The organism is Capnocytophaga sp. (assembly GCF_030532915.1).
GTDB lineage: Bacteria > Bacteroidota > Bacteroidia > Flavobacteriales > Flavobacteriaceae > Capnocytophaga.
Map to the genome: position 1 here is coordinate 80246 of NZ_JAUNKD010000003.1, position 23421 is coordinate 103666.

At 39.4% G+C, this 23421-nt stretch carries 25 protein-coding genes; 13 read left to right on the forward strand and 12 right to left on the reverse strand.

Going from position 1 to position 23421, the window contains the following annotated elements:
- The first annotated feature begins 46 nt into the window (after window positions 1-46).
- The 4 genes from Q4D72_RS01545 (at window position 47) to Q4D72_RS01560 (ending at window position 2451) form a co-directional block, all read left to right on the forward strand.
- Window positions 47-277, forward strand: coding sequence for a ferredoxin (locus tag Q4D72_RS01545; RefSeq protein ID WP_303075659.1), 231 nt, complete (start codon window positions 47-49; stop codon window positions 275-277).
- Window positions 278-356: 79 nt separating this feature from the next.
- Window positions 357-968, forward strand: coding sequence for a porin family protein (locus Q4D72_RS01550; RefSeq protein WP_303075660.1), 612 nt, complete (start codon window positions 357-359; stop codon window positions 966-968).
- 20 nt (window positions 969-988) lie between these two features.
- Complete coding sequence (locus tag Q4D72_RS01555) at window positions 989-1480, forward strand: hypothetical protein (protein WP_303075661.1); 492 nt, start codon at window positions 989-991, stop codon at window positions 1478-1480.
- A 41-nt stretch (window positions 1481-1521) separates the two neighbouring features.
- Window positions 1522-2451: a DUF6427 family protein gene (locus Q4D72_RS01560; RefSeq protein ID WP_303075662.1), complete on the forward strand. Its 930-nt coding sequence runs from the start codon at window positions 1522-1524 to the stop codon at window positions 2449-2451.
- Here the strand turns inward: Q4D72_RS01560 and upp are convergent.
- The gene (gene upp / locus Q4D72_RS01565; RefSeq protein WP_303075663.1) at window positions 2404-3060 is read right to left on the reverse strand and encodes a uracil phosphoribosyltransferase; all 657 of its coding nucleotides are present in this window, start codon (window positions 3058-3060) and stop codon (window positions 2404-2406) included. The two genes, Q4D72_RS01560 and upp, sit on opposite strands and share 48 nt — an antisense overlap.
- 89 nt (window positions 3061-3149) lie before the next feature.
- Between upp and folK the strand changes: the two genes are divergently transcribed.
- Window positions 3150-4298, forward strand: a complete 1149-nt coding sequence (gene folK / locus Q4D72_RS01570; protein ID WP_303075664.1) for a 2-amino-4-hydroxy-6-hydroxymethyldihydropteridine diphosphokinase — start codon at window positions 3150-3152, stop codon at window positions 4296-4298.
- The gene (locus tag Q4D72_RS01575; RefSeq protein ID WP_303075665.1) at window positions 4295-4954 is read left to right on the forward strand and encodes a uroporphyrinogen-III synthase; all 660 of its coding nucleotides are present in this window, start codon (window positions 4295-4297) and stop codon (window positions 4952-4954) included. Before folK ends, Q4D72_RS01575 begins: the two co-directional genes overlap by 4 nt.
- Window positions 4955-5006: 52 nt before the next feature.
- On the opposite strand, the gene Q4D72_RS01580 is transcribed toward Q4D72_RS01575, so the two are convergent.
- From Q4D72_RS01580 to cysD, 5 genes are all read right to left on the reverse strand, one after another.
- Window positions 5007-6248, reverse strand: a complete 1242-nt coding sequence (locus Q4D72_RS01580) for a sulfate adenylyltransferase subunit 1 (protein WP_303075666.1) — start codon at window positions 6246-6248, stop codon at window positions 5007-5009.
- 30 nt (window positions 6249-6278) lie between these two features.
- The gene (locus Q4D72_RS01585; RefSeq protein WP_303075667.1) at window positions 6279-6590 is read right to left on the reverse strand and encodes a membrane-binding protein; all 312 of its coding nucleotides are present in this window, start codon (window positions 6588-6590) and stop codon (window positions 6279-6281) included.
- 84 nt (window positions 6591-6674) lie between these two features.
- Window positions 6675-7196 (reverse strand): hypothetical protein, encoded by a 522-nt coding sequence (locus tag Q4D72_RS01590; RefSeq protein ID WP_303075668.1) that lies wholly within the window; start codon window positions 7194-7196, stop codon window positions 6675-6677.
- Complete coding sequence (locus tag Q4D72_RS01595) at window positions 7187-8434, reverse strand: AAA family ATPase (RefSeq protein ID WP_303075669.1); 1248 nt, start codon at window positions 8432-8434, stop codon at window positions 7187-7189. The genes Q4D72_RS01590 and Q4D72_RS01595 overlap by 10 nt, the downstream gene beginning before the upstream one ends.
- A gap of 299 nt (window positions 8435-8733) precedes the next feature.
- Window positions 8734-9627 carry a sulfate adenylyltransferase subunit CysD gene (gene cysD, locus Q4D72_RS01600; protein ID WP_303075670.1) on the reverse strand — a complete coding sequence of 298 codons (894 nt, stop codon included), beginning with the start codon at window positions 9625-9627 and terminating at the stop codon, window positions 8734-8736.
- A gap of 515 nt (window positions 9628-10142) precedes the next feature.
- On the opposite strand from cysD, the gene purB reads away from it, so the two are divergent.
- The 4 genes from purB (at window position 10143) to Q4D72_RS01620 (ending at window position 14576) form a co-directional block, all read left to right on the forward strand.
- Window positions 10143-11477: an adenylosuccinate lyase gene (gene purB / locus Q4D72_RS01605; RefSeq protein ID WP_303075671.1), complete on the forward strand. Its 1335-nt coding sequence runs from the start codon at window positions 10143-10145 to the stop codon at window positions 11475-11477.
- Between the two features lie 407 nt (window positions 11478-11884).
- Entirely contained in the window at window positions 11885-12256 is a 372-nt protein-coding gene (locus tag Q4D72_RS01610; protein WP_303075672.1) for an HU family DNA-binding protein, read from the forward strand.
- A gap of 613 nt (window positions 12257-12869) precedes the next feature.
- Window positions 12870-14111, forward strand: a complete 1242-nt coding sequence (gene rocD, locus Q4D72_RS01615) for an ornithine--oxo-acid transaminase (protein WP_303075673.1) — start codon at window positions 12870-12872, stop codon at window positions 14109-14111.
- A gap of 18 nt (window positions 14112-14129) precedes the next feature.
- Complete coding sequence (locus Q4D72_RS01620; RefSeq protein ID WP_303075674.1) at window positions 14130-14576, forward strand: hypothetical protein; 447 nt, start codon at window positions 14130-14132, stop codon at window positions 14574-14576.
- A 388-nt stretch (window positions 14577-14964) separates the two neighbouring features.
- Here Q4D72_RS01620 and Q4D72_RS01625 read toward each other — a convergent pair whose 3' ends face one another.
- From Q4D72_RS01625 to Q4D72_RS01635, 3 genes are all read right to left on the reverse strand, one after another.
- Window positions 14965-15807, reverse strand: a complete 843-nt coding sequence (locus Q4D72_RS01625) for a hypothetical protein (RefSeq protein ID WP_303075675.1) — start codon at window positions 15805-15807, stop codon at window positions 14965-14967.
- Between the two features lie 81 nt (window positions 15808-15888).
- Window positions 15889-16299, reverse strand: a complete 411-nt coding sequence (gene ruvX / locus Q4D72_RS01630) for a Holliday junction resolvase RuvX (RefSeq protein WP_303075676.1) — start codon at window positions 16297-16299, stop codon at window positions 15889-15891.
- Window positions 16300-16325: 26 nt separating this feature from the next.
- On the reverse strand, window positions 16326-18719 hold the full coding sequence (locus Q4D72_RS01635) for a hypothetical protein (protein ID WP_303075677.1): 2394 nt from the start codon (window positions 18717-18719) through the stop codon (window positions 16326-16328).
- Between the two features lie 161 nt (window positions 18720-18880).
- On the opposite strand from Q4D72_RS01635, the gene Q4D72_RS01640 reads away from it, so the two are divergent.
- From Q4D72_RS01640 to rfbB, 3 genes are read left to right on the forward strand one after another with little or no spacing between them, the layout of a single operon-like run.
- Window positions 18881-19621 carry a hypothetical protein gene (locus Q4D72_RS01640; RefSeq protein WP_303075678.1) on the forward strand — a complete coding sequence of 247 codons (741 nt, stop codon included), beginning with the start codon at window positions 18881-18883 and terminating at the stop codon, window positions 19619-19621.
- Window positions 19622-19626: 5 nt separating this feature from the next.
- The gene (locus tag Q4D72_RS01645) at window positions 19627-20064 is read left to right on the forward strand and encodes a DUF4268 domain-containing protein (protein ID WP_303075679.1); all 438 of its coding nucleotides are present in this window, start codon (window positions 19627-19629) and stop codon (window positions 20062-20064) included.
- 59 nt (window positions 20065-20123) lie between these two features.
- Window positions 20124-21182, forward strand: a complete 1059-nt coding sequence (rfbB, locus tag Q4D72_RS01650; protein ID WP_303075680.1) for a dTDP-glucose 4,6-dehydratase — start codon at window positions 20124-20126, stop codon at window positions 21180-21182.
- A 47-nt stretch (window positions 21183-21229) separates the two neighbouring features.
- Here the strand turns inward: rfbB and Q4D72_RS01655 are convergent, their stop codons facing one another.
- The 3 genes from Q4D72_RS01655 to Q4D72_RS01665 are packed head-to-tail and all read right to left on the reverse strand — an operon-like array spanning window position 21230 to window position 23378.
- A complete protein-coding gene (locus Q4D72_RS01655) occupies window positions 21230-21934 on the reverse strand; it encodes a phosphoadenylyl-sulfate reductase (protein WP_303075681.1) in 705 nt (234 codons plus the stop codon).
- A 28-nt stretch (window positions 21935-21962) separates the two neighbouring features.
- Window positions 21963-22703 (reverse strand): DUF3298 and DUF4163 domain-containing protein, encoded by a 741-nt coding sequence (locus Q4D72_RS01660; protein WP_303075682.1) that lies wholly within the window; start codon window positions 22701-22703, stop codon window positions 21963-21965.
- An 18-nt stretch (window positions 22704-22721) separates the two neighbouring features.
- Window positions 22722-23378 carry a metal-dependent transcriptional regulator gene (locus Q4D72_RS01665; RefSeq protein WP_303075683.1) on the reverse strand — a complete coding sequence of 219 codons (657 nt, stop codon included), beginning with the start codon at window positions 23376-23378 and terminating at the stop codon, window positions 22722-22724.
- Window positions 23379-23421: the final 43 nt, after the last annotated feature.

Below are 23421 nucleotides of genomic sequence, written 5' to 3' on the forward strand. Positions count from 1 at the left end.
ACAAGTATATTTGCAAACAATAAATAAAATCGAAAAATAATTAAAAATGGTCATAGTAACCTTACAACGCGATAAGTGCATCGGCTGCAATTATTGCGTGGAAATGGCGCCTGAACAATTTCAGATGTCAAAAAAAGACGGCAAAAGCGTGTTGCTTCGTTCCACCGAAAAAAAAGGTTTTTTTACAATTAAATCGCACGATGATAGTATTTTAGAACCTTGTGAGGCTGCCCAAAAAGCTTGTCCGGTGAAAATAATTACCACCAAAAAAATATAAATTGCTTAAAAATACCGTTGTTAAACATCCATATCGATAAAAAGTGGTACATTTGCCACACATATAAATATTTTATACAATGAAAAAGATATTATTATTCTTTCTGGTATTTGCCGCTTGGCAGATGAAAGCTCAATATTTAGGCGTAAGAGCCGGTTACAACAACTCCGTTTTGGTGGGCAATACAACCGAAGGGGCAAGCGTGAACAACCGAAGCGGAATTTACGCAGGCGTTACGCTTGAATTTCCTTTTTCAAAATTTTTCTCACTCCAAACCGAAGCCGTTTACTCACGAATCGGGGCAAGGGTGTATTCGCCCGTTGTGGGAAAAACCAATTTAAAACTGGATTATTTATCAGCTCCGGTGCTTGCTAAAATTAATATTTACAGAGGATTAAGCTTGCACGCAGGACCTCAGTTTAACTTTTTGCTCAACAATTCTGATTTTTCGTTTGAAAAAAACGGAGTTTTCACACCCGTGAGTGAAAAGGCGTTGGACACCTTTGATATGTCATTGGCCGTGGGCTTGAATTACAAAACCAACATCGGGTGGTTTTTTGAGATGCGTTTTCTGCAAGGGCTTACCAATATTTTGGAAAGTGGTGAAGCTTCGCTTATCCAAACCGGTTTCAGCTCTGATTACAATTTTAAAAATCGCGTGATTTGTCTGGGGATTGGATACGTGTTTTAATTTTGTTTAAAGTGAATAAGATGAAATTTTTAAAAACCGGCATAAAAATTTTTTCGGTGTTTTTGATTTTTTTGGTAGCCTGCTCCAAATCAAACGTGCAACGAAATCCGTTTTTGAGCGAAGCTCGTTTTTCTTTTACAATCAACACCGATTTGCCGGCTTACAATGCCTTGAAATATCCGCAGAATACGGTTTTTTTGCCCAACATCGGCATCAAAGGCGTATTCGTTACCGGTTTGGGTAACAATCGGTTTGTGGCTTGGGAGGCAGCTTGCCCCAATCAAAATCCGTCAGGTTGTGAGGGGTTGCGGTGTGCCTCAAAAACAACAGATGGTTTTGTGGCGTGTGATTCGCAAACAAAATCGTATATTTTTGTGATTTGCCCCTGTGATAAAACGATTTACAGCCTTGTTAACGGCAACATTATCAGTACGGAGCAATCACGAGCACAACATCCGTTGCTGAATTACAGCGTTTCGGTTGCGGGTGCTAACATAACGGTCAGTAACTAAACGATTTATCGTTAATTTTTTTGTAAGAACGAACTTGGTATATGATTTCAAATCGGTTTGAAAACACAAAGCCCATTAATTTATTGCTCATTTTCACGGCTTTACTCTTTGGGCTTTTTCTCTACGAATATTTTATTTTTGAAAATCCGTGGGATTGGAAGCACATTCTCACGCGGGTAGGTTCATTGCTATTGCTTTTAGTATCAATGACTTTTCTTAATAAAATAGACCGTTGGAACGAACTTACTGAAAACAATTCATATTCCATTTTCTTTTTCGCTATCTTTTCGATTATTTTTCCGTTTATTTTTAACAATCCGGCTTTGGTGGCTTCTAATTTGCTGATTATCATTTCCATTTGGCGGATTATGACCTTAAAAACGGAAGAAAATGTTCCACAGAAAATTTTCGATGCTTCCTTTTTGATTGTTTGTGCCGGATTGTTAAACGTTTGGGCGTTTATTTTTTTGTTAAACATCTGGATATCACTCCTTTTTTACGGTTCTAAAAAACGAAAATACTGGCTGATTCCGTTTTTGGCACTTTTCTGCGTAGTCATTTTATTAACAGCTGCTTTGCTTGTTTTCAAGCTGCCGTATCAAGTGCCGGCTTTTGAAAAGTTATGGCGGTTTGACTATCGCGAAATGCTGTTTCTGCCGATGCTTATCTCTTTGATAATTATGGCGGTTATGTTCGTGCTTTCACTCGTGGTATATTTTTTCAAAAGTAAATACCACAGCGGAAGCAGCCAACTAATCGTTCAGTTTTTGGTGGTGGGGCTGGTGGCAGTTTTCTTTTCAAAAGAACCGATTTTCATTTTCGCGCAACTTTCCATTTTGTTTGCCCTTTATATTGAAAAAATAGAACGTTTTTGGCTGAAAGAGACTATTTTATGGCTGTTTTTGGCTATCCCGCTTAGTGTTTTATTGTTGCATTTTGTCGCCAAAAGCCAAATCGCCGGCATCTCCTAAACCGGGAATGATGTAGCCTTTTTCGTTCAATTTCGGGTCGATGGTGGCAATCCATAAATGGGTATCCGACGGAAATTTATCTTTCAGGAAATCAACACCTTGCTCTGAGCCAATCACGGCAAATAAATGCACGGCTTTGGGTTTTCCCAGAGGTGCAAGTGCCTCATATACATTGACAAACGAACGCCCCGTTGCCAACATCGGGTCTGCCAAAAACAACACTTTTCCTTCCAGTGACGGCGAAGCTAAATATTCCACCAAAATATCAAAATCCGTTTCGGAATTGTGTTTTCGGTACGCCGAAATAAAGGCATTGTCCGCTCCGTCAAAAAAATTCATAAGTCCTTGATGCAGTGCCAGTCCAGCCCGTAATATGGAACAGATAACTACCTCTTCCTTATGTAGTTGCATAACTTTTTCGCCCAAAGGCGTTTTTACCGTTTCAGGCTGATAGGTCAGCGTTTTGCTCATCTCGTAACACAAAATTTCGCCAATGCGTTCCAAATTTTTACGAAAACGCATTCGGTCTTTTTGAATGGTAACATCGCGCAATTCGGCAAGAAACCGGTTGGCAATCGAAGGGGTTTCCCCTAAATGGTGTATAATCATAATCTTGGCATTTATTACTGCAAAATTACAAAAAACTTTTCACTTTTCATTTTCTGTTTCCCACTTTAATGGTTATTTTTGCAAATACTATGAAACACAAAGTTTACATATCGTTAGGCAGCAATATGGGCGAGCGGAAACGGTTTTTGCAACAAGCGGTTGATTCTGTAAATCAACAACTTGGAAGGATTGTTGAAATTTCGTCCGTGTATCAAACGCCGGCTTGGGGCTTTTCGGGAGCCGATTTTTACAATGCTTGTCTGCTTGCCGAAACCTCGCTTTCTCCTGAGCAAGTGCTTGAAAAACTTCTGTTAATCGAAAAGGAATTAGGCAGGGTGCGTGATGCCGATACAAAAGGCTACCAACCACGAACCATTGATTTGGATATTCTGTTTTTTGACGATGAAATTATTAATACGGAACGATTGCAAATTCCTCATCTTCAAATAGAAAACCGAAAGTTTGTTTTGTTTCCGTTGGCTGAAATTGCTTCGGAAAAAAAACATCCCGTTTTGCAAAAATCCATTCAGGAACTTTTGGAAAACACCACCGATACGTCCGAAATAACAAAGACAAACGAAAAAATTACGATTCCTGAGCGAATTTCGCCCTTCAAACGTTATAATTACATCGCCATTGAAGGAAATATCGGCTCGGGAAAAACGACTTTATCCACCAAAATTGCCGAAGATTTTGACGCGCGCCTTATTTTGGAACGCTTTTCCGATAATCCGTTTTTGCCGAAATTTTACGAAAATCCGAAGCAATACGGTTTCACGCTCGAAATGTCGTTCCTAACCGAACGCTATCAACAGATGTCTGACCAATTAACGCAAACGCATTTGTTTAAGCCGTTTATTGTTTCGGATTACGATATTTTTAAGTCTTTGATTTTCTCGCAGGTAACTCTAACGGAAGACGAGTTCGTGTTGTACCGAAAATTGTTCTACATTTTGTATAATCAAATCATAAAGCCCGATTTGTACATCTTTTTGTATCAAAATACTGACCGTTTGATTGAAAATATCAAGAAAAGAGGGCGCGAATACGAGCAAAACATCTCAAAAGAGTATTTAAATCAAATTCATCATGGGTATTTGGACTTTATTCAGAAGAATAACGACATTCATTCCTTGATTATTGATGTAACCGAGCTAGACTTCGTCAAAAATCAATCCGATTATGACTTTATTATTGAAAAAATAAGTAATTTTTCTGATAAAACGCCCAAAAAATGATTCCGATACTATCCACCCGAAAACTGAATTTACAGCAGCGAAATGAATTATCCGAAAAAGGATTTTCCTTAATGGAAAAGGATTTTATCCGTATTGATTTCATTGATTTTAAATTGAATAGGGCAGGAGACTTGCTTCTTTTTACCAGCCAGAATGCCGTGCGGAGTGTTTTACGCAATCCAAAGGTTTCTTACTTAAAATCAATACCTTGTATTTGTGTGGGAGAGAAAACAGCAACCTTGCTTGTTGAAAATGGCTGGAAAGTAATTCATTTTGAGGAATATGCCGTTAGTTTAGGAAAATATATCGTTCAAAATTGCCTTAACAATGAGATTACGTTCTTTTCCGGAAATTTACGTCGGGATATTTTACCTAATGTTTTGAAAGATAATAAAATACAATACAGTGAAATACAGGTTTATAGAACTCTTTTACAGGCTGAAAAAATAAACTCCAAGCAAAAAGGTATTTTGTTTTTTAGTCCTTCCGGAGTTCAAAGTTTTTTATGCTGGAACCATTTTTCAGATGAAATCGCCTTCTGTATAGGTAAAACCACTGCCGATGAAGTTTTAAAACACACCAAGCATTGTGTTATCTCTAAGAAGCCTACTGTTGAGAGCCTCGTGGCGTGTGTAATTTCTTATTTTTCAGTATAGGTATAAAAAAAGCTACCAACTGGTAGCTTTTTTCTTTCATCATATTTATTTTCTACTTAAAAAGCACGGCGGCAACGGTTACCAAACTGGTTTGGTCAATCAAAATGGCACTTCCGGTTTCGCGGAGGTCTTTATAACTATCGTATGCCAGTGGTGCCGATGTTTTCAATTTAACCGTAACCACTTCATTGAGTGAAACAGACGTTACGTCGGTGTATTTTTCAAGCGTATTTACATCAATGCGTTCCTTGATTTCCTTTACGATGACATTGACCGTGCGTGTGTTATGTTGCAACAGATAACGCCCGCCAACGCTCATCGGGCGCTCGTCCATCCAGCAAATGGTAGCCTCAATTTCGTTGGAAACTTTTATCAAGTTGTCTTCTTTGGCAATCAACGAACCGCGACTGATGTCCACGTCTTCTTCCAAGTGAATAACGGCGCTTTGCGGAGCGTAAATTTCAGAAACTTCTTTATTGCCAACTTCCACAGCGGATACCGTAGCTTCAATTTCAGAAGGATACACTTTCACCTTATCGCCTTTGCGGAACACCCCGCTCTCCACTTTTCCGGCGTAACCCCGATAATCGTGATATTCGTCCGTTTGGGGGCGAAGTACCAACTGCACGGGAAAACGGGCATTGGTTAAGTTTACGGACGATTCCAACTCGACGGTTTCCAAGCGTTCCAAGAGCGAATCGCCGGAATACCAATCCATTTGAGTGGATTTGTCCACAATGTTATCGCCTTTAAGGGCACTGATGGGGATAAATTCCACGTTTTTAAGGTCAAGTGCCTGAGCAACTTTTTGGTATTCCGCTTTGATTTCCTCGAATCGGGTTTGTGAAAAGTCAACCAAATCCATTTTGTTTATTGCCACCAAAACGTGCGGAATGTTCAACAACGATGCAATGATGGAGTGGCGTTTGGTTTGCTCAATCACCCCGTTTCGGGCATCAATCAAAATGATGATAAGGTCGGCGTTGGATGCTCCGGTAACCATATTTCGGGTGTACTGAATATGCCCCGGTGCATCGGCGATGATGAATTTCCGTTTGGGGGTTGAAAAATATTTGTAAGCCACATCGATGGTGATGCCTTGCTCACGTTCAGCTCGAAGCCCGTCGGTAAGCAGCGCCAAATCCACACTGCCGTCTTCACGGTTTTTGGTGCTTCGTTCAAGGGCTTCCATCTGGTCGATTAAAATATTTTTACTGTCGTACAGAAGCCTCCCGATGAGGGTACTTTTTCCGTCATCGACGCTTCCGGCGGTTAAAAATCGTAATATATCCATTCTGTAATGGTTAAAAGATTGTTTACTTTGTTATTTTTTGTCTTCAATTCCGTATTCCCTCCATTGTGTTTGAGGAACATCAAGTTTGATACGCTTTTTAGCATCGGCATATTGCTTTAAAAGCATCTTGTGCGAATCTTCCAGCACTTTGGTTTTGGATTTAAGGTCTGCCTTTAATTTTTCCTGCTCGCTGTTTATCTTTTGAACCTGCTCGCTCAATGCTTCAAGGTTGTTAATAATAGCCTCGTCGATACCTGCCGGGAGGTTTTCCTTGTTGTTTTTAAGTCCGTCAATCATCAGTTTTGCTTCAAATAGACTGTCAGCATAAGATTTTGTTGCCATATGATATTATTTTTTATTGATTAAACTTCTGTTATGTTTTCTTTTAGTTAAAAATAGGCTTCTTTTATTGATATATACCTGCTGTTAATTCTCGTCTTCCGGTATATTTATTCTGTTTTGTATTTTTAAAGTATATCCTGTTTCATCAAAAAACTGCTCTGCACGTTTTTGGTTTTTCACATTTGGCTTTGGATATTTTTTATTAGCAATATAAGCCATTTTTGTATTAAACTGTTTTGCTTTGTTTTGCTGCTCAAAAAGGCGTATTGTTTCTTTTAATTGTTCTGTTGCCTCGTCTTTCCATTTTCGACTCTCTTTGCCTCTTCTTACTTTTAATTCCACAAAGATAATAGTTTTATTGAAAAAAAGAAAGCCATCACATTTTTGGGCATCTTCCCCATCTTTTCTTTTTAACGGAATACAATTATCCACAGCTACAAAATGTATTCCTTCTTCATAAAAATTAGTTACTACGGCTATCCATTTTTCTCCTTCATCTTCCTTAATATAAGCAGGTGAATGAGGTGGAGGTACATCATCACAAATGCCAAATTCTTTTTTTGAAGATACACTTTGGCAACCTGAATTGAAAAAATCTACTTGCATCGGCTTGCTTTTTGTTGAATATCTAAAAGTTCAGCAAAGTTGTCATTACTTTCAGCGAGCTTTTCGTTCAGAAAATCATCATCATCGGGGATTCCGTTGTAATCAGGCAATCTTGTTATGGTGCCATCTTTTTCATTAAATTGATAGATTGCAACTTGCTTATTCTTGATACTTGCTTTTTCAGGAATAATTTTTTCAATTTCTTTTTTATCAAAAGAACCGGCATCATATAAATTTCCGGCTTTTACCAAAAGTCCTATATGGTTGATAAGATACGGGCTATGGGTGGTTATGATTAATTTGTTATGCTCATTATAATTGTTAAACGCAACCAAACTTTCCAACATTTTTTCTTGGGAAGAAGGGAACAGGTTTTGTTCCGGCTCTTCTACTATATTGATGAATGATGTTTTGTTAAAGCGGGAAGCCAAAGCTGAGATGGCAATTCTTCGCTGTTCTTCGGTTAAGTCTTCATTTTTATAGATATTTTGAATATCTTTTTGAAAACGCTCCCGTTCCTCAATGCTCATTATTTGAGATTGATAACTTTCTTTCTCCTGAATGCTTTTTGCTAAATATTCCGATACGATATAAAGCGGGACAACAGATTGAAAACCACTGGAAGCCTCCGATAAACGAACTTTATAATCTCCTCCTTTTACGCTTAATATGTCATTTAATTTATCATATTGTAAATTTGTATCGTTTATAGGAAGTGAAATAAATCCTTTGATATTTTCTTTTGCCTTGTTAAACTCTGAAAGAAAGTCTTGTAACGAATCCGATGAGAGTTTTAACTCTTTTGTGTTTTTAACATAAGCAATAAAATTTCGTTCTGCCGGAACATACATTATCTGCGGAAGGGAGTATGATTGAGATGTTTTTGCATTTACTTCAAGCGCTCCTTTTTTAAATTGTATGTCAAAAGATTTTCCTTCATATTCGATTTCGGATATGATTTCATTCTTTTCTTTAATCAGATAATTCTCTAAGCGATGGTAAGGAAGCAATATCTTTGTGAAACGATTCCTTTGGGTGAAGTATTTTATATTGTAATCTCCTCTATGTAATGCTTTTTCCAGCCAAGTAAAAGTAGAAACTAATTTAGCTACGGTACTTTTTCCACTACCCTGATTTCCGATAAAAGCAGTTACCTTTTCGATGTCTATCCAGCTATCATTATCCCGATAACCTTCCTTTATTCCTCCAAAATGTTTAATACGTATTCTACTGCACATAGTTATTGTTTTTTGGCTTGCTTTTGTCTTTAAAGAGGGTCTGTTTTACTAAAAGACACCTTCCTTTTTTGTTCGGGCAACTCCCTTTTTGCTTCGGGCAGGTGATTTTTTTAATTTTTTACCTGCCTTTTGTCTTCGGGCACCTGCCTTTTATCTTCGGGTAGATTGTATTTTTAAATTTTGTTCTTCCTTTTTATTGCGGGCAGATGCCTTTTGTTATCGGGTAGCTAATTTAAGGAAGAATTGATGTGTTTTTGACTCCAAAAATCATCAATTCTTCTAAAATTGAATTTTTGTAGCTAAAAATACCCGTTTTTTTTGCGGTCTTCCATTGCGGCTTCCGAAATGCGGTCATCGATACGGGTTTCGCCACGCTCGCTGGTTCGGGTAGCCGTGATTTCGTTGATGATGTCGTCAATGTGATAGGCTTCAGACTCCACTGCTGCCGTACAGGTCATATCACCTACGGTTCGGTAGCGAACGTTCTTGGTCATAATCACATCATTTTCATCAATTTGAATGTAAGGCGATACGGCGATTAACTGTCCGTTGTGGTCGATAACCTCTCTTTCATGGGAAAAGTACACACTTGGAAGCTCGATGTTTTCACGGCGGATATAATTCCACACGTCGAGTTCCGTCCAGTTGCTGATTGGGAAGACACGCACGTTTTCACCCTTGTGGATTTTGCCGTTGTAAGTATGCCAAAGTTCGGGGCGTTGTAGCTTGGGGTCCCACCCGCCGAAATCATCACGAACGGAAAAAATCCGCTCTTTGGCACGGGCTTTTTCCTCGTCTCTTCTGGCTCCCCCGATACAGGCGTCGAATTCAAACTCTTCAATCGTGTCGAGTAACGTAAAGGATTGCAGGGCGTTACGACTGGCGAACTTGCCTTTGGGTTCGGTGAGCCCTTTGGCTTTGATGGTGTCTTCCACTTTGCGAACGATGAGCCGCTCGCCGAGGTGTTTTACCAAATTATCGCGGAAGTCCAAGGCTTCCTGAAAGTTATGTCCCGTATCGATATGCACGAGCGGAAACGGAAACTTGCACGGGCGAAACGCCTTTAATGCCAAGTGAACTAATACGATAGAGTCTTTCCCGCCGCTGAACAGCAATGCGGGTTTTTCAAACTGACCGCCCACTTCCCGAAATATATGTATGGCTTCCGCCTCTAATTGATCTAAATAATCCATATCTAAATGTTCAATGTTTTTATTGGTTTAAGGTTTTTATTTTCAATATTTAAAAATTACAATTCAATTCCGTTTTCTTTTAAAAAATCCTTTATTCTTTGAAAGGAAATACAAATCACGGAAATTCCCGCAAAAATAGTGATTTTTTCCGAATTTCAGTAATTTATTGTGAGGAATGTAGCTTTTACGAGTGCCGATAACCGTTATTTTTGATTTTCCGGGACTTCAAGCAAAGCGTTTTCCGTAGTGTTTTAAGAAGCGTTTGTACGTCGTTTTGAAAATCAGCTGGCGTGCCGGTGAAAATTTCTTGACGTGCGGAAGAAAATTTCCTGACGTCAAGAAATTTTTTTTCTGACGTCAAGAAAATTATTTTCTGACGTGCGTTTGTAAGTCGCTGAAAGTCAGTAGGGGATTTTTAGTGCCAAAAAACCGAAAAAAACGCACCTTTTCACGTGATATTTTTACCAAATCCATAAAAATGATTATCTTTGTCCCTTACCAAAAATTACAGAACGATGTTATTACAAGCCATTTCTCCTATTGATGGGCGTTACGCCGATAAAACGCAAGGTTTAGTTCCTTTTTTTTCGGAAGAAGCCCTTATAAAATACCGTGTACAGGTTGAGGTTGAATATTTTATAGCGCTTTGCCAACTGCCATTGGCGCAACTGACCGACTTTCCGAGCGAAACCTTTGCCGAATTGCGCCGTCTGTACCAGAATTTTAGCTCGGCAGATGCGCAAAAAGTAAAACAGATTGAAAAAGTAACCAATCACGACGTAAAAGCCGTTGAGTACTTTATCAAAGAAGCCTTTGACCGTCTGGGATTGGCAAGCTATAAGGAATTTATTCACTTTGGGCTAACCTCGCAAGATATCAATAACACTGCCGTGCCGCTTTCAGTGAAGCAGGCAATGGAACAGGTGTACTATCCTGAATTGCAATTTATTATTGAAAAATTAAAGGAATTCACCCGAGCGTGGAAAGATATTCCGCTTTTGGCACGCACACACGGGCAACCTGCTTCGCCTACGCGGTTGGGTAAAGAAATGGAGGTGTTTGTCAATCGATTGGAGCAGCAGCTTAGCTTCCTGAAAACTATTCCGTTTGCTGCAAAATTCGGAGGAGCTACCGGTAATTACAACGCCCATAAAGTTGCTTATCCGGCAACCGATTGGAAGGATTTCGGTACTCGTTTTGTTGAAACGACTTTGGGCTTGCATCATTCGTTTCCGACCACACAAATTGAACATTATGACCATTTGGCGTCGCTTTTCGATGCGTTAAAACGTATTAACACCATATTAATAGATTTTAATCGCGACGTATGGACTTACATTTCAATGGATTACTTCAAGCAGAAAATCAAGGCAGGCGAGGTGGGGTCTTCGGCGATGCCACACAAGGTAAACCCGATTGATTTTGAAAATTCGGAAGGAAATTTGGGTATTGCCAACGCGCTGTTTGAACATCTTTCAGCCAAGTTGCCCGTTTCGCGACTGCAACGCGACCTGACCGACAGTACCGTGTTGCGAAATATCGGCGTGCCTTTCGGACATACCCTCATTGCCTTTGCTGCTACCTTAAAGGGAATGAATAAATTGCTTTTAAATGAAGAAAAAATACGTTACGATTTGCAACAGAATTGGGCAGTAGTTGCCGAAGCCGTGCAGACCATTCTTCGTCGTGAAGGCTATCCCAATCCGTATGAAGCGCTCAAAGGACTTACGCGCACCAACGAGCGTATCAATCAGCAAACTATTGCTTCGTTTATTGACACGCTTGCCGTTTCTGACGAAATTAAAAACGAGCTTAAAGCCATCACCCCCGAGAATTATACAGGTATTTAATACGTTTTGATAAAAAATATTTCGCCCCTACGATTACCCCGTATTTCGTAGGGGCGAATTGCAATTCGCCCTTAGCTTATAAATAATTTCGGTATCCATCAGTAGGGGCAAATTACTATTTCCCCAAAAATGGATGTCAATAATTTTTCTTCCGTACGTCAAGAAAAATTGAACTATGCAGAAAAATCGTTGGCAAAGTTCTGAAACTTTGCCAAAGGGAAGGGTATGGGTGAAACATTTTTCGCCCCTACGGTTGTTTTGATTTTGGTTGTAAAATATAATGAAAAACGCAGTGTAAATCACAAATAAATGTTAAAGTTTTTGATGTTTGGCGTAAAGGTTGTACCTTTGGTAACGAAAAGTTTTCTTTTCAAGTTTGATTAATAACACGCTAAATACGTATTGATATGAAATATCATTTGGTACAAAAGGCAAATCCACAAGACAGAACCAAAAAGAAGTGGTATGCCAATGCGATTATCGCAGCGAAAGTAGGGCAAAAAGACATCGCCAAGACGATTGCTTCAAAATCGTCACTTACGGCGGGCGACATTGCCAATGTGATCCAAAATTTATTGGAGGAACTTCCGAAGGAGCTAGCCAAAGGCAACAGCGTAAAGTTAGGTGAATTTGGAACATTTCGTATCTCTATCAGCAGTGAAGGTGTGGAGAACGAAAAGGACTTCAACACTTCGATGATTAAAGACGTGCGTATTATTTTTACGCCCGGTCAGGAAATTAAAAAAGCCATTGAAGATGTTTCTTTTGAAAGAGCGTAATTTTTAACTAATTAAGTAACGGCTATACGTAAAAGTATAGCCGTTTTTTTGTTTTTTTCGTAGGGGCGAATTGCAATTCGCCCTTACCTTGTAAATGGTTACGGTATCCATCAGTAGGGGTAAATTACCATTTACCCAAAAACGTACGTCAGTAATTTTTCTCCTGCACGTCAAGAAAAATTGAAATGTGTTGAAAGACCTTTGGCAAAGTTCTGAAACTTTGCCAAAGGGAAGGTGCGGGCGAAAAATATTTCGCCCTTATGGTCGTCCCGCATTTCGTAGGGGGCGAATTGCAATTCACCCTTACCTTGTAAATAATTTCAGTATCTATCAGTAGAGGCAAATTACTATTTGCCCAAATGCGTACGTCAATAATTTTTTTTCTATACGTCAAGAAAAATTGAAATGTATTGAAAGACCTTTGGCAAAGTCCTAAGATTTTGCCAAAGGGGTAGGGGAGTGTACGCATTTTTGAGCGTTATTTTATGAACGAAAAAATGGTAAATCGTAGAAAAATGTTCTTTTGTGTGTCTTTTTTTGATGCGGAATAAAAAATAGTTGTATATTGCAGGACTTTTTAACTTATTCGATATTTCAAAAAAAATAATAACGTATGACAACAGAACATTTATCATCACGGCAGGCGATGGCACTGGAAGACCATCACGGCGCACATAATTATCATCCGCTTCCGGTAGTGCTCAGCAAAGGCGAGGGCGTTTATGTTTGGGATTTGGAAGGTAAGCAATATTTTGATTTTTTATCGGCTTATTCGGCTGTAAACCAAGGGCATTGTCACCCGCGTATTGTTGGTGCAATGACCCGTCAGGCACAAACCTTAACGCTAACCTCGCGGGCTTTTTACAATGACAAGTTGGGTGTGTATGAAAAATACGTAACCGAATATTTCGGGTTTGACAAGGTGTTACCGATGAACACAGGTGCCGAAGCGGTGGAGACGGCTATTAAAATTTGCCGAAAATGGGCTTACGAACGAAAAGGACTGCCCGAGAGCCAAGCCATTATCGTGGTTTGCGACCAGAATTTCCACGGGCGAACCACAACGGTAGTATCATTTTCATCGGACAAAAACGCACGGAAAAATTTTGGTCCGTACACGCCCGGTTTTGCGTCTATTCCGTATAATGATTTGCCGGCGCTTGAACGATTTTTAGATGTCAACCCGAATGTTGCGGGCTTTTTGGTGGAACCCATTCAGGGTGAGGCGGGCGTATATGTTCCGTCGGAAGGATTTTTAAGCGGCGCCAAAGCCCTTTGTGAAAAGCACAATGTGTTGTTTATTGCCGATGAGGTACAAACCGGTGTGGCACGTACCGGAAAACGTCTTGCCGTTGACCACGAGAATGTTAAGCCCGATATATTGGTGTTGGGTAAAGCACTCAGCGGAGGGGCGTATCCCGTTAGCGCCGTGCTTGCCGATGACGAGGTAATGCACGTAATCAAACCCGGACAACACGGAAGCACCTTTGGCGGAAATCCGGTGGCGGCAGCCGTGGCTATTGAAGCCTTGCAGGTGGTAAAAGATGAGAACTTGGCTGAAAATGCCCAAAAAATGGGAGAGATTTTCCGAAGTGAACTCGGGGCGTACATTCAGGATTCAAACGTAGCTTCACTCGTGCGCGGTAAGGGCTTGCTTAATGCCGTAGTGATTAATGACACCGAAGAGAGCGAAACGGCTTGGAACATTTGTCTTCGTTTGCGTGACAAGGGGCTTTTGGCGAAACCTACGCACGGGAACATTATCCGTTTTGCACCGCCGCTTATCATCACCGAGGTGCAATTGCGTGAGTGTATTGACATCATCATCAGTACCTTAAAAGAGTTCGAGCAATAATTTATAAATACGGATACGATGGAAAATCAACTGTTGAACAAACCGGTCGAACCTCAGTTGGAAGTTACGCCGTTTATCAAATCGGAACTCAAAAGCCTTGCGCTATGGGCAAAATTCTTGGCGATTTTAGGTTTTGTTAGTGTCGGAATGATGCTTTTGGGAGGACTTGCACTTATTTTTATAGGTAGTATGTTCAGCCACTTAACGCAAATGCCAATGGGTGTTCTTGCAGGGGTTTACTTGGTAATGGCCGTGATTTATTTTTTTCCGATGTGGTTTCTTTATAAATTCGCTATTAATATGGGAAGAGCCGTAGGGCGCAACGAACAACTTGCTTTCACTACGTCGGTTAGTAGTCTTAAAGCACATTACAAATTTGTGGGGATTATGGCTATTGTGATGCTGTCACTTTATTTGGTTGCTTTTATGATGACGGGTGTTATGTCAGCTCTTGCTGCGTCTTAATACACTTTACCATTTGTTGTAATAACATCAAAAAGAATTGAAATAAACTAAAAAACCTTTGGCAGAGCTCTAAAACTTTGCCAAAGGGATAGGCGTGAACGAAAAATATTTCGCCCAAACGATTGCCCCGCATTCCGTAGAGGTGAATTGCGATTTGCTCTTACCTTGTAAATGGTTGCGGTATTCGTCGGTAAAAACGCACGTTAATAATTTTTCTTTTGTACGTCAAGAAAAATTGAAACGACCCAAAAAACCTTTGGCAAAGTCTTAAAACTTTGCCAAAGGGATAGGTGCAGGCGAAACGTTTTTCGCCTTTGTTTGGAAAAGAACCAACGCAAAAAACGCGCTGCCAAGCAGCGCGTTTTTATATATAATAAAGGAGTGAGTTTTAAAAACGGAAGATACCGCCTATTGCAAACATCGTTTGGAAATAGAAAAAATCTTGACTGGCTTTGTCGGCGATGCTGTTTGTGGTGCGAATGTCATACATATTGATGTATCCGCCTTTGAGTTCGCCCAAAATCATAAAGTGCTTAAAGAAAACCAAGTTTAAACCGGCTTTGGCACTCATTCCGTAGCCTGCGATGTGAAATTCGTCATAGCGTTCTTTGTTAAGCAGTTTGGTATTGCTACGCGGGTATAGCACGCCAATGCCTAATCCTTCGGTTAGATTTACTTGAAAGACGTCAGTGTTTTTGATGGCGAATAGTTTTGAAATGTCGTCCACGCGCGAGAATTCAGCCGTGACGTAATTGAGCCCGTCGGTGTGTTCAAAGGTCAGGAAATCTTCGGTAAGCACTTTGTCTTGGTTGTGGTACTCGCCGTCGTGTGGTGTGCCGCTCCCGCGAATAAATCCGTTTATTTTAACGGTTTGGTCTTGCACCATTACGTACTTCATATGGTCAACGCCTACCGAAATGTTGTAATGGTCGCTGATAAAATAACCGATTCGGGCGTTGGTCTGCGGAATGGTCATACGCAACGGATTGATGTAATCAATGTGCCATCCTTTTGGGCGGTCTTCGGCTTGCACGTCGCTGAGTGTGAAGTTGTAATTATCGCCCTTGAATTGAATGTCTGATTTGGTGAAGTAACCTCTGTTTTCGCCCCAAAACAGGAAGAATTTCCCTTTGTTATGAGCCGTGTATCTGTCGGGAGTTGCCGTTTTTTGCGCCAATCCCGATGTGAAGAAAAATCCTCCTAATAAGAATAACAATGTAAATTTTTTCATTCTTCTCTGTAAATTATATTTCAGCGGGCAAAAGTACGCTTATGTCGGGTAATTTCAAAATTTATTAGATATAAAGGTATTTTATTTTCGGTTCATATAACTTTGGAGAATGAGCGTGGCGCTAATTTCATCAATCAACGCTTTGTTTTGGCGTTGTTTCTTTTTCATTCCGCCGTCGAGCATTGCTTGGAATGCCATTTTTGAGGTGAATCGCTCATCTTCGCGTTCAATGGAAATGTGAGGCAGTTCGTTTTGCAGTTTTATGATAAACTGCTGTATATCTGTTTCGATATCAGAGTTTTCATTGCTCATACGTTTGGGTTGCCCAATAACGATTTCCTGTACGTTTTCATCGGCGGTGTATTTTTTTAAGAAGGGGATTAACTCGTTGGTGGCAATTGTGGTAAGCCCCGAAGCGATGATGCGCATCGGGTCGGTAACGGCAATGCCTGAGCGTTTGCTTCCGTAGTCAATGGCTAAAATTCGTGACATAGTTTGGTATGTGTTTTTCTAAAAAATCATTTTAAATCGTTCATTTCATAAACGCAGAGTTCTCGTTTTGATTTGGCAACCGCCACCCAAACGGACTTGTCCAAATCCACATCGATGTCCATTTGCGTAACGCCTTCAATCGGAAAATGTTGCACCAATTTGCCTTGTTCGTTCCAAAGGTAGGCTTTTCCTTGGCGGATGTCAGTGGCGGCAACGTAATTTACGCCCCGTATTCGGAAGAGTTTTTGTTTTGGGTATTTTCCGTCGGGAATTTCAATGCGCATACTGCCAATCGATAAGGTGGTTCCCGATAAAAAGGACGTAGTGTGCTGATTGCCAATTAAAAAGTGGTTTCTGTCCCACTTTCGCTCATTTACGGTGATTTTTCCGTTGAGGTCAATCCGAATCAGATTTCCGTCGCGGGTTGAAAATAAAAAACGATTGTCAAAAAACAGAGGCGGGTTGTTTGAAAAATCGTATTTGCCTTGTATGGGAATGCGTATCTCGCCATTGCGGTGCAAGATGTTAAACTTTCCGTTATCAGAGATATACACCAAGAAATCTTTCTCACCTGCACGATAGTGTTTGGGGGTGAACAAAGGCGCTGAATCGGTGTTTTTTCGAGAAAATCCACCTACCACATCGCCTTTTCGGTCAAGCATACGCAGGTTTTTTCCTTCGGCAAACAAAAAGCGATATTCCAAATTTCGGTCGTAATCAAACACTTCCAGCGGTGTTATTTTTCCGTTGTATTTTTTAGGGAAAGGCGTTACGTTGTTTCCGTTGCGGTCAATAATCCAAATGGAATGTTCGGTGGTGAACGCCATTTGCAGAAAGCCGTTTTTGAATAAATCAACCTGATAGATAGGGCTTTGTATCTTCCCGTCTAACTTTTTCTTCCAGAGCAGGCTTCCGTTGTTCCCGATGAGATAAAGGTCGTAATTTTCATCTTGCAATGCAATTTCCCGGCGTTTTGTTCTGTGATTGAGCAAGATAGTAGGTGCGGTGATGATGTTGGCGTCAGGTACAAAGGCAAATCGTTCTTTGCTTTGGCGGTCAGCCGATGTACTTTGGGTTTGTTTTCGGCTTACGAAATTGAGCATATAGTACTCATCTTGTGGAGTTTGCTGAAATACTGCCCAGCGGTAGTTTTCGGCTATTTTCGGATATTTTTTTCCGAAGTCATTGTTGGATTGCAGGTTCGCCACGCGCGTTAAACTGGCGTTTGAGGCGATATTTTTATCCAATAATTTATACGATTTGTTAGTGAGCAGCGTGTTTTTCCGACGGATGTCGTCCATAACGGACGTGACGGTCTCTTTGGTTTTGGTAAAAATCAAGTATTCGTCGTGAATTGAAACGTATTTTGGTTTGAAATTCGGTTCAAAAAATTTAAAAAAGTCAAGAGATGAATCGTTGTTAAGTTCGTACAGCGGAAAATGACTTTGGGCGTCTTCCGAAAGGATTGGGAGTTTGAGCAGGGTTTCGTCTACATCAAACGAAGATGCCACAGCAAACTGTCCGTCAATGGTTTGTGCGAATGCAATGCCGTTAAGTGTTTTTTGAAAAGGAACGTTTACCGAGTCGGGCAGGGCAATGTGTTTGGCATCTTCAAAGGTGAAAGCGGTCATCGCCAAAATATGTGCGGGGACTATCTGTGCGAGGTTTTTTTCGTAGGGTTCAGTACGGAGCAGTAAATCGGTTTGAGAATCAGAGGTTTGAGCAACCGCCATTCCACTGAACCGCACATCGTTTTCTTCCAAAAATAAATCAAGAGCCACCCAGTGTTTGAAGGGCTTGGTAACGTCATTTTTGAAAAAAGGCGTAAAAAATTGCTTGGCTTGTTCCTTTTGCATAAACAAATTGGCATTGCAGGCAGTGGTGGCGATGGATTGTAATCGTTTTAAAATCAGCTGATTTTCTGTTTTTTTCAAGGAATCGGTTTCAACTTCAAAAAACGTGTTGATTTCAGATGAATTGCTTACAATCAGTCTGTTATCTACAACAGTGTAATACCAATCTCTGCCAAATTGCGTTTGTTTTTGAATGGTTGCGTTGGCATTTTTCCAGAGGCTTAGCGTGTCGGAGCTTTCTTTTTTGCAAATGGCGAAAAAATTTTTGTAGGCAGTGAAAGCAACCCAAATATTATTTTCGGTAGGGAGGCTTCGTAAGAGTTTGGTTTCGTAGGGGCGCAACGGTTTCGGGTTGTTTTCTTTCCAAAATTCGTTGTTTTCAATGGAACTTAAAAAGTTGTCTTTATTGTTAATTCGGTAGATAACTTGCGTATTTTCAGGGAATAACAGCACATCGCCTTTGACAGACTTTCCTTTTCTGCCACAAGCGCTCAGCCCTAAAAGTAAGAGTAATATGCCAATTACAATACGATTCATTCCTCCAAACTCATTGCAAAAATATTCCATTTTTTTATATTTTGCAATTTATAGATTATGAAACGTTTAAACTTATGTAAAAAATCTGTTTTTCTGTTGAATTTTGCCTGAAAAATAAAAAAATGAAGTACACTTTTTGAAAAGAAGGAGGAATTTCGTATCTTTGCTTTTCGTGATAAAATATAAAAAATATGAAAATTTATTCATTACTTTTTTTGCTATTTCCGTTTTTGGCTTTTTCGCAAGGTGCTGATTGTTACGTGTCTGTACCCGTAAAATATGAATTTCAAAAGAAAGCGAATGAGTATCGGCTTAATGAACTAACAAAGTTTTTGTTGGAAAAGCAAGGTTTTAAGGTGTTTTTTGAAAATGAATTTCCTGATTTAGGGATTGAACCTTGTAATGTGTTAAAAGCAAACGTTTTAAATACATCAGGGATGTTCACTTCAAAATTGCAATTCACACTTACCGATTGCAAAGGACAGCAGGTTTTCGCTTCCGAAGTGGGAAAAAGTCGTGAAAAAGAGTTTACAAAAGCCTATCAGGAAGCCTTGCGTAACGCTTTTGCTACGAGCGACAAATTGGCGAATTTTAAAAAGGAATGTAAATCGGCTACTCAAAGTATAGCTGAAAATAAGCAACTTATTAAGCAAGAGCCTCCTGTACAAGTGCCGGCTCCTGCAGAAGTAAGCGACGCAACAAAGGATAATACTTTGTTGTATGCACAGCCTACTGATGAAGGATTTCAATTGGTTGATAATACCCCGAAGGTTGTGTTGAAAATTCAAAAAACATCGTTGCCCGATGTGTACGTGGCACAAGATGCCGAAGGTAATCAAGGATTGCTTTTTAAAAATGCCGCCGGCGATTATGTTTTTGAGTTTACAAAAGACGGAAATGTAGAGCGCAAAATATTGAATGTCAAGTTTTAGTAGCGATGTATAGCAGAGCAGAAGCCAAGAAAATCCGTGAAGATTTCTGGATTTCTTTCGGCAAATCGTTTCCCCGAAAATGGATTTTGTACGATACCAAAATTAAAGATTTTAGCTTTAAGTTTCATTTTGATACCAAAAAAGCAATCGTTTCGTTGGATATTGAAGATAATATTCTGGAAAATAGAGTTTTATATTATCAAAAACTACTTGCGCTAAAAACTATTTTATTGGAAGAATATCTGCCCGATGCTGTTTTTGATGATCAATATGTTTTAGATAATCATAAAGAAATCAGTAGAATATACGTTCAAAAAGACGGAGTGAGTATCCATAATAAAAAAACGTGGCAACAAACAATGGAATTTCTCTATCAAACAATGAAAAAGTTTGAAGCCTTTTGGTTTGAATATGAAGATGTTATAAAAGAAGATTTTGCGTGATTTTAAAACAAACTCTACAAGTTTTATTGATTATAAATTACTGAAATAAACTATATTAAATGAAAAAAAATATTTTAATTACCGGTGGAGCTGGATTTATTGGTTCGCACGTGGTTCGGCTGTTTGTCAATAAATATCCCAATTATACGATTATCAACCTTGATGCGCTGACCTATGCGGGTAACTTAGCGAATTTAAAAGACATTGAAAACGCTCCCAATTATGAGTTTGTCAAAGCCGACATTTGTGATTTTGAGCAAATTAAACAAATAATTAAAGATAAGCAAATTACGGGAATTATTCACTTGGCTGCCGAAAGTCACGTTGATAGAAGCATCAAAAATCCGTTGGTTTTTGCTCAGACTAATGTGATGGGAACACTTTCGCTGTTGCAAGCGGCACGTGAGGTGTGGCAAGGTAATTTCTCTGACAAGATGTTTTACCACGTTTCAACTGACGAGGTGTATGGTTCGCTTGAAATGAATGATGAAATGTTCACAGAGCAAACCAAATACGACCCGCATTCACCTTATTCGGCTTCAAAAGCAGCATCAGACCACTTTGTGCGGGCATATCACGACACCTATAAACTCCCTACACTGATCTCAAACTGTTCCAACAACTACGGGAGCTACCAGTTTCCTGAAAAATTAATTCCGCTGTTTATCAATAATATACGCAATAATAAACCGCTTCCCGTTTACGGTAAAGGTGAAAATGTGCGCGATTGGCTTTTTGTGGAAGACCACGCCCGAGCCATTGATGTGATTTTTCACAAAGGAAAAATAGGCGAAACTTACAATATCGGCGGGTTTAATGAGTGGAAAAATATTGACCTCATTCGGGTGATTATCAAAGAGGTAGATAAACAACTAGGGCGCCCCGACGGAACTTCTGAAAAACTCATAACTTTTGTTACCGACCGTGCCGGACACGATTTACGATACGCCATTGATGCCTCCAAAATCAAAAACGAACTTGGTTGGGAACCTTCGTTACAATTTGAAGAGGGCATACGCAAAACCGTAACGTGGTATTTGGAGAATCAGGCGTGGATAGACAATGTTACCGACGGAAATTACCAAAAATACTATTCTGAAATGTATAAAAATCGTTAGATTTGTTGATGTTCAGTTAATTACCTCCGGTTTATTCGGAGGTAATTTTATTTTGTGGCGTGCAACCCGCATTCTTTTTTGCTTTTATCCTCCCACCACCAGCGCCCGGCTCTGAAATCTTCTCCTTCTTTAATGGCACGCGTACAGGGCTGACAACCAATGCTTATGAAACCTTTGTCGTGCAGCGGATTATATGGAATTCCGTTTTTGCGAAGAAAATCCAAAACCTCATTTGTTTTCCAATGCAAAATCGGGTGAAATTTTATGATTTGGTTCACTTCGTCCCATTCCAAAGCCGGCATTTGTTCACGATTGGGTGATTGTTCGGAACGCAATCCCGTTATCCAAACTTTTTTCCCCTTCAAAGCTCGTTGCAACGGAATTACTTTACGAATGTGGCAACATTCTTTCCGAAGTTCGGGCGAATCGTAAAAAGCATTGATACCGTTGTCGCGTACATATTTTTCAATATTCTCAGCATCAGGATAGTATGGTTCAATGGAGGTTTGGTACTTCATAGCGGTTTTTTCCCAAGTGCTGTAAGTTTCGGCAAACATTCGCCCTGTATCAAGGGTAAAAATATCAATGGGAATTTGATGATGTCGAATCAGATGTGTAATTACTTGGTCTTCCATTCCAAAACTGGTAGAGAAAACAATCGTTCCGGCAAATTTTTTAGCCAGAAAATCAAGGGATTGTACCTCGTTCATCGTGTTAATCTGGTTTAACAAACTGCTGATTTGATTTTCCATTTAATTATTTTTTATAAATAACTGAAAATTAGTATCGTAGGTAGTTCTTTACTTCATCAATCGGGATTTTTACTTCAAAAGAACCATCGGCATAAGGCGCAATTTCATACGGATTGTAAAACAAAATCAAGTGTTTTTTGGTAATTCCCACATTTTGAGGTAGATGGAAAATATTGTCATCAAACCAAAAACCCTTTTCATTTAAACTTTCATCAGGCGAAATGTTTTGTTGCTTTTTAAATTGATTTTCAGCAATTTCCAATATTTTTGTGTGATTTGAAAAAAGAGAATCGCTTTGAATAAGCATTCCGTTCGCAACGCTAAAATTCATAAAAACGGTTGAAGGTATTCCGTGAGCGCCCCCTGTGTATGAATAACGGTTTGAAACAATTGATACTATTTTGTCATTTTGAAATGAAATACTGTCATTCAGAATTAACTCATATTCAGATATATCCGGAAAATAGCCTTTTAAATTATTATAATCGTTTAAAAAAGTTTTAAGCGCATCTTCAACAGAAACATTTTCAATGCGCAATGAATCGGTTTGGTTGCTCAACAAAAAATTCACGACTTGTGATTCTATTTCTTTATTAAAATTATCGGCAAATTTGCTTGGGCGACTTGAAACCAAGTAGTTTAAATTTACCGAAAGGCAATCGTCATCGCAATTTTCCGAACTTTTTTCAATGATTTTTTCCTTAAATTTTGGAGTGTCGGAACAAGATACAAAGGTGATTAAAAAGCAGATCAATATAATTTTTTTCATAGTTTCTGATTAAATTTGTTAGCTGTTTTTTTGAATATAAATGTTACGACATACCATTGCTGATAATGTAACAGATTGATTATTAACTAAAACAATCATTGAGCTATCGAATTTTTCTTTGTTGAGTACTGTTATTTCATCGCCCAACGCTATGGAAACCCTGTTTAGGTATAACAAAAAATCTTTTGACGTATTTTTTACGGCAATGCAAGTGCCTTTTTCGTTTTCATTGAGCTCACACAGTAAGGTTTTGGAGGTTCTTTCAAAAAAACCTTCTTTACTCGGGATAGGGTCGCCGTGAGGGTCTGTCTCCGGAAAACCTAAAAAGGCATCTAATCGTTCTATAAGTTTTTCAGATTCAATGTGTTCCAATTCTTCTGCGATTTCGTGAACCTCGTCCCACGAAAAATCTAATTTCTCAACCAAAAAAACTTCCCACAAGCGATGTTTCCGCACAATGGATATCGCTTTTTCTCTTCCCAACGGAGTAAGTGTAACACCTTGGTACTTAATGTAATTAATTAATTTTTTATCTGCCAATTTTTTCAGCATATCGGTTACTGACGATGCTTTGGTGTTCATCACATCGGCAATGGCGTTGGTGCTAACCTCCTGTTGCTGTTCATTAAACAGATGAAAAATTGTTTTCAGATAATTTTCTTCGGAAAAAGTCATTGGGTTTTCTTTTTATTATAAAGAGAATCCGTCCATACGGTTA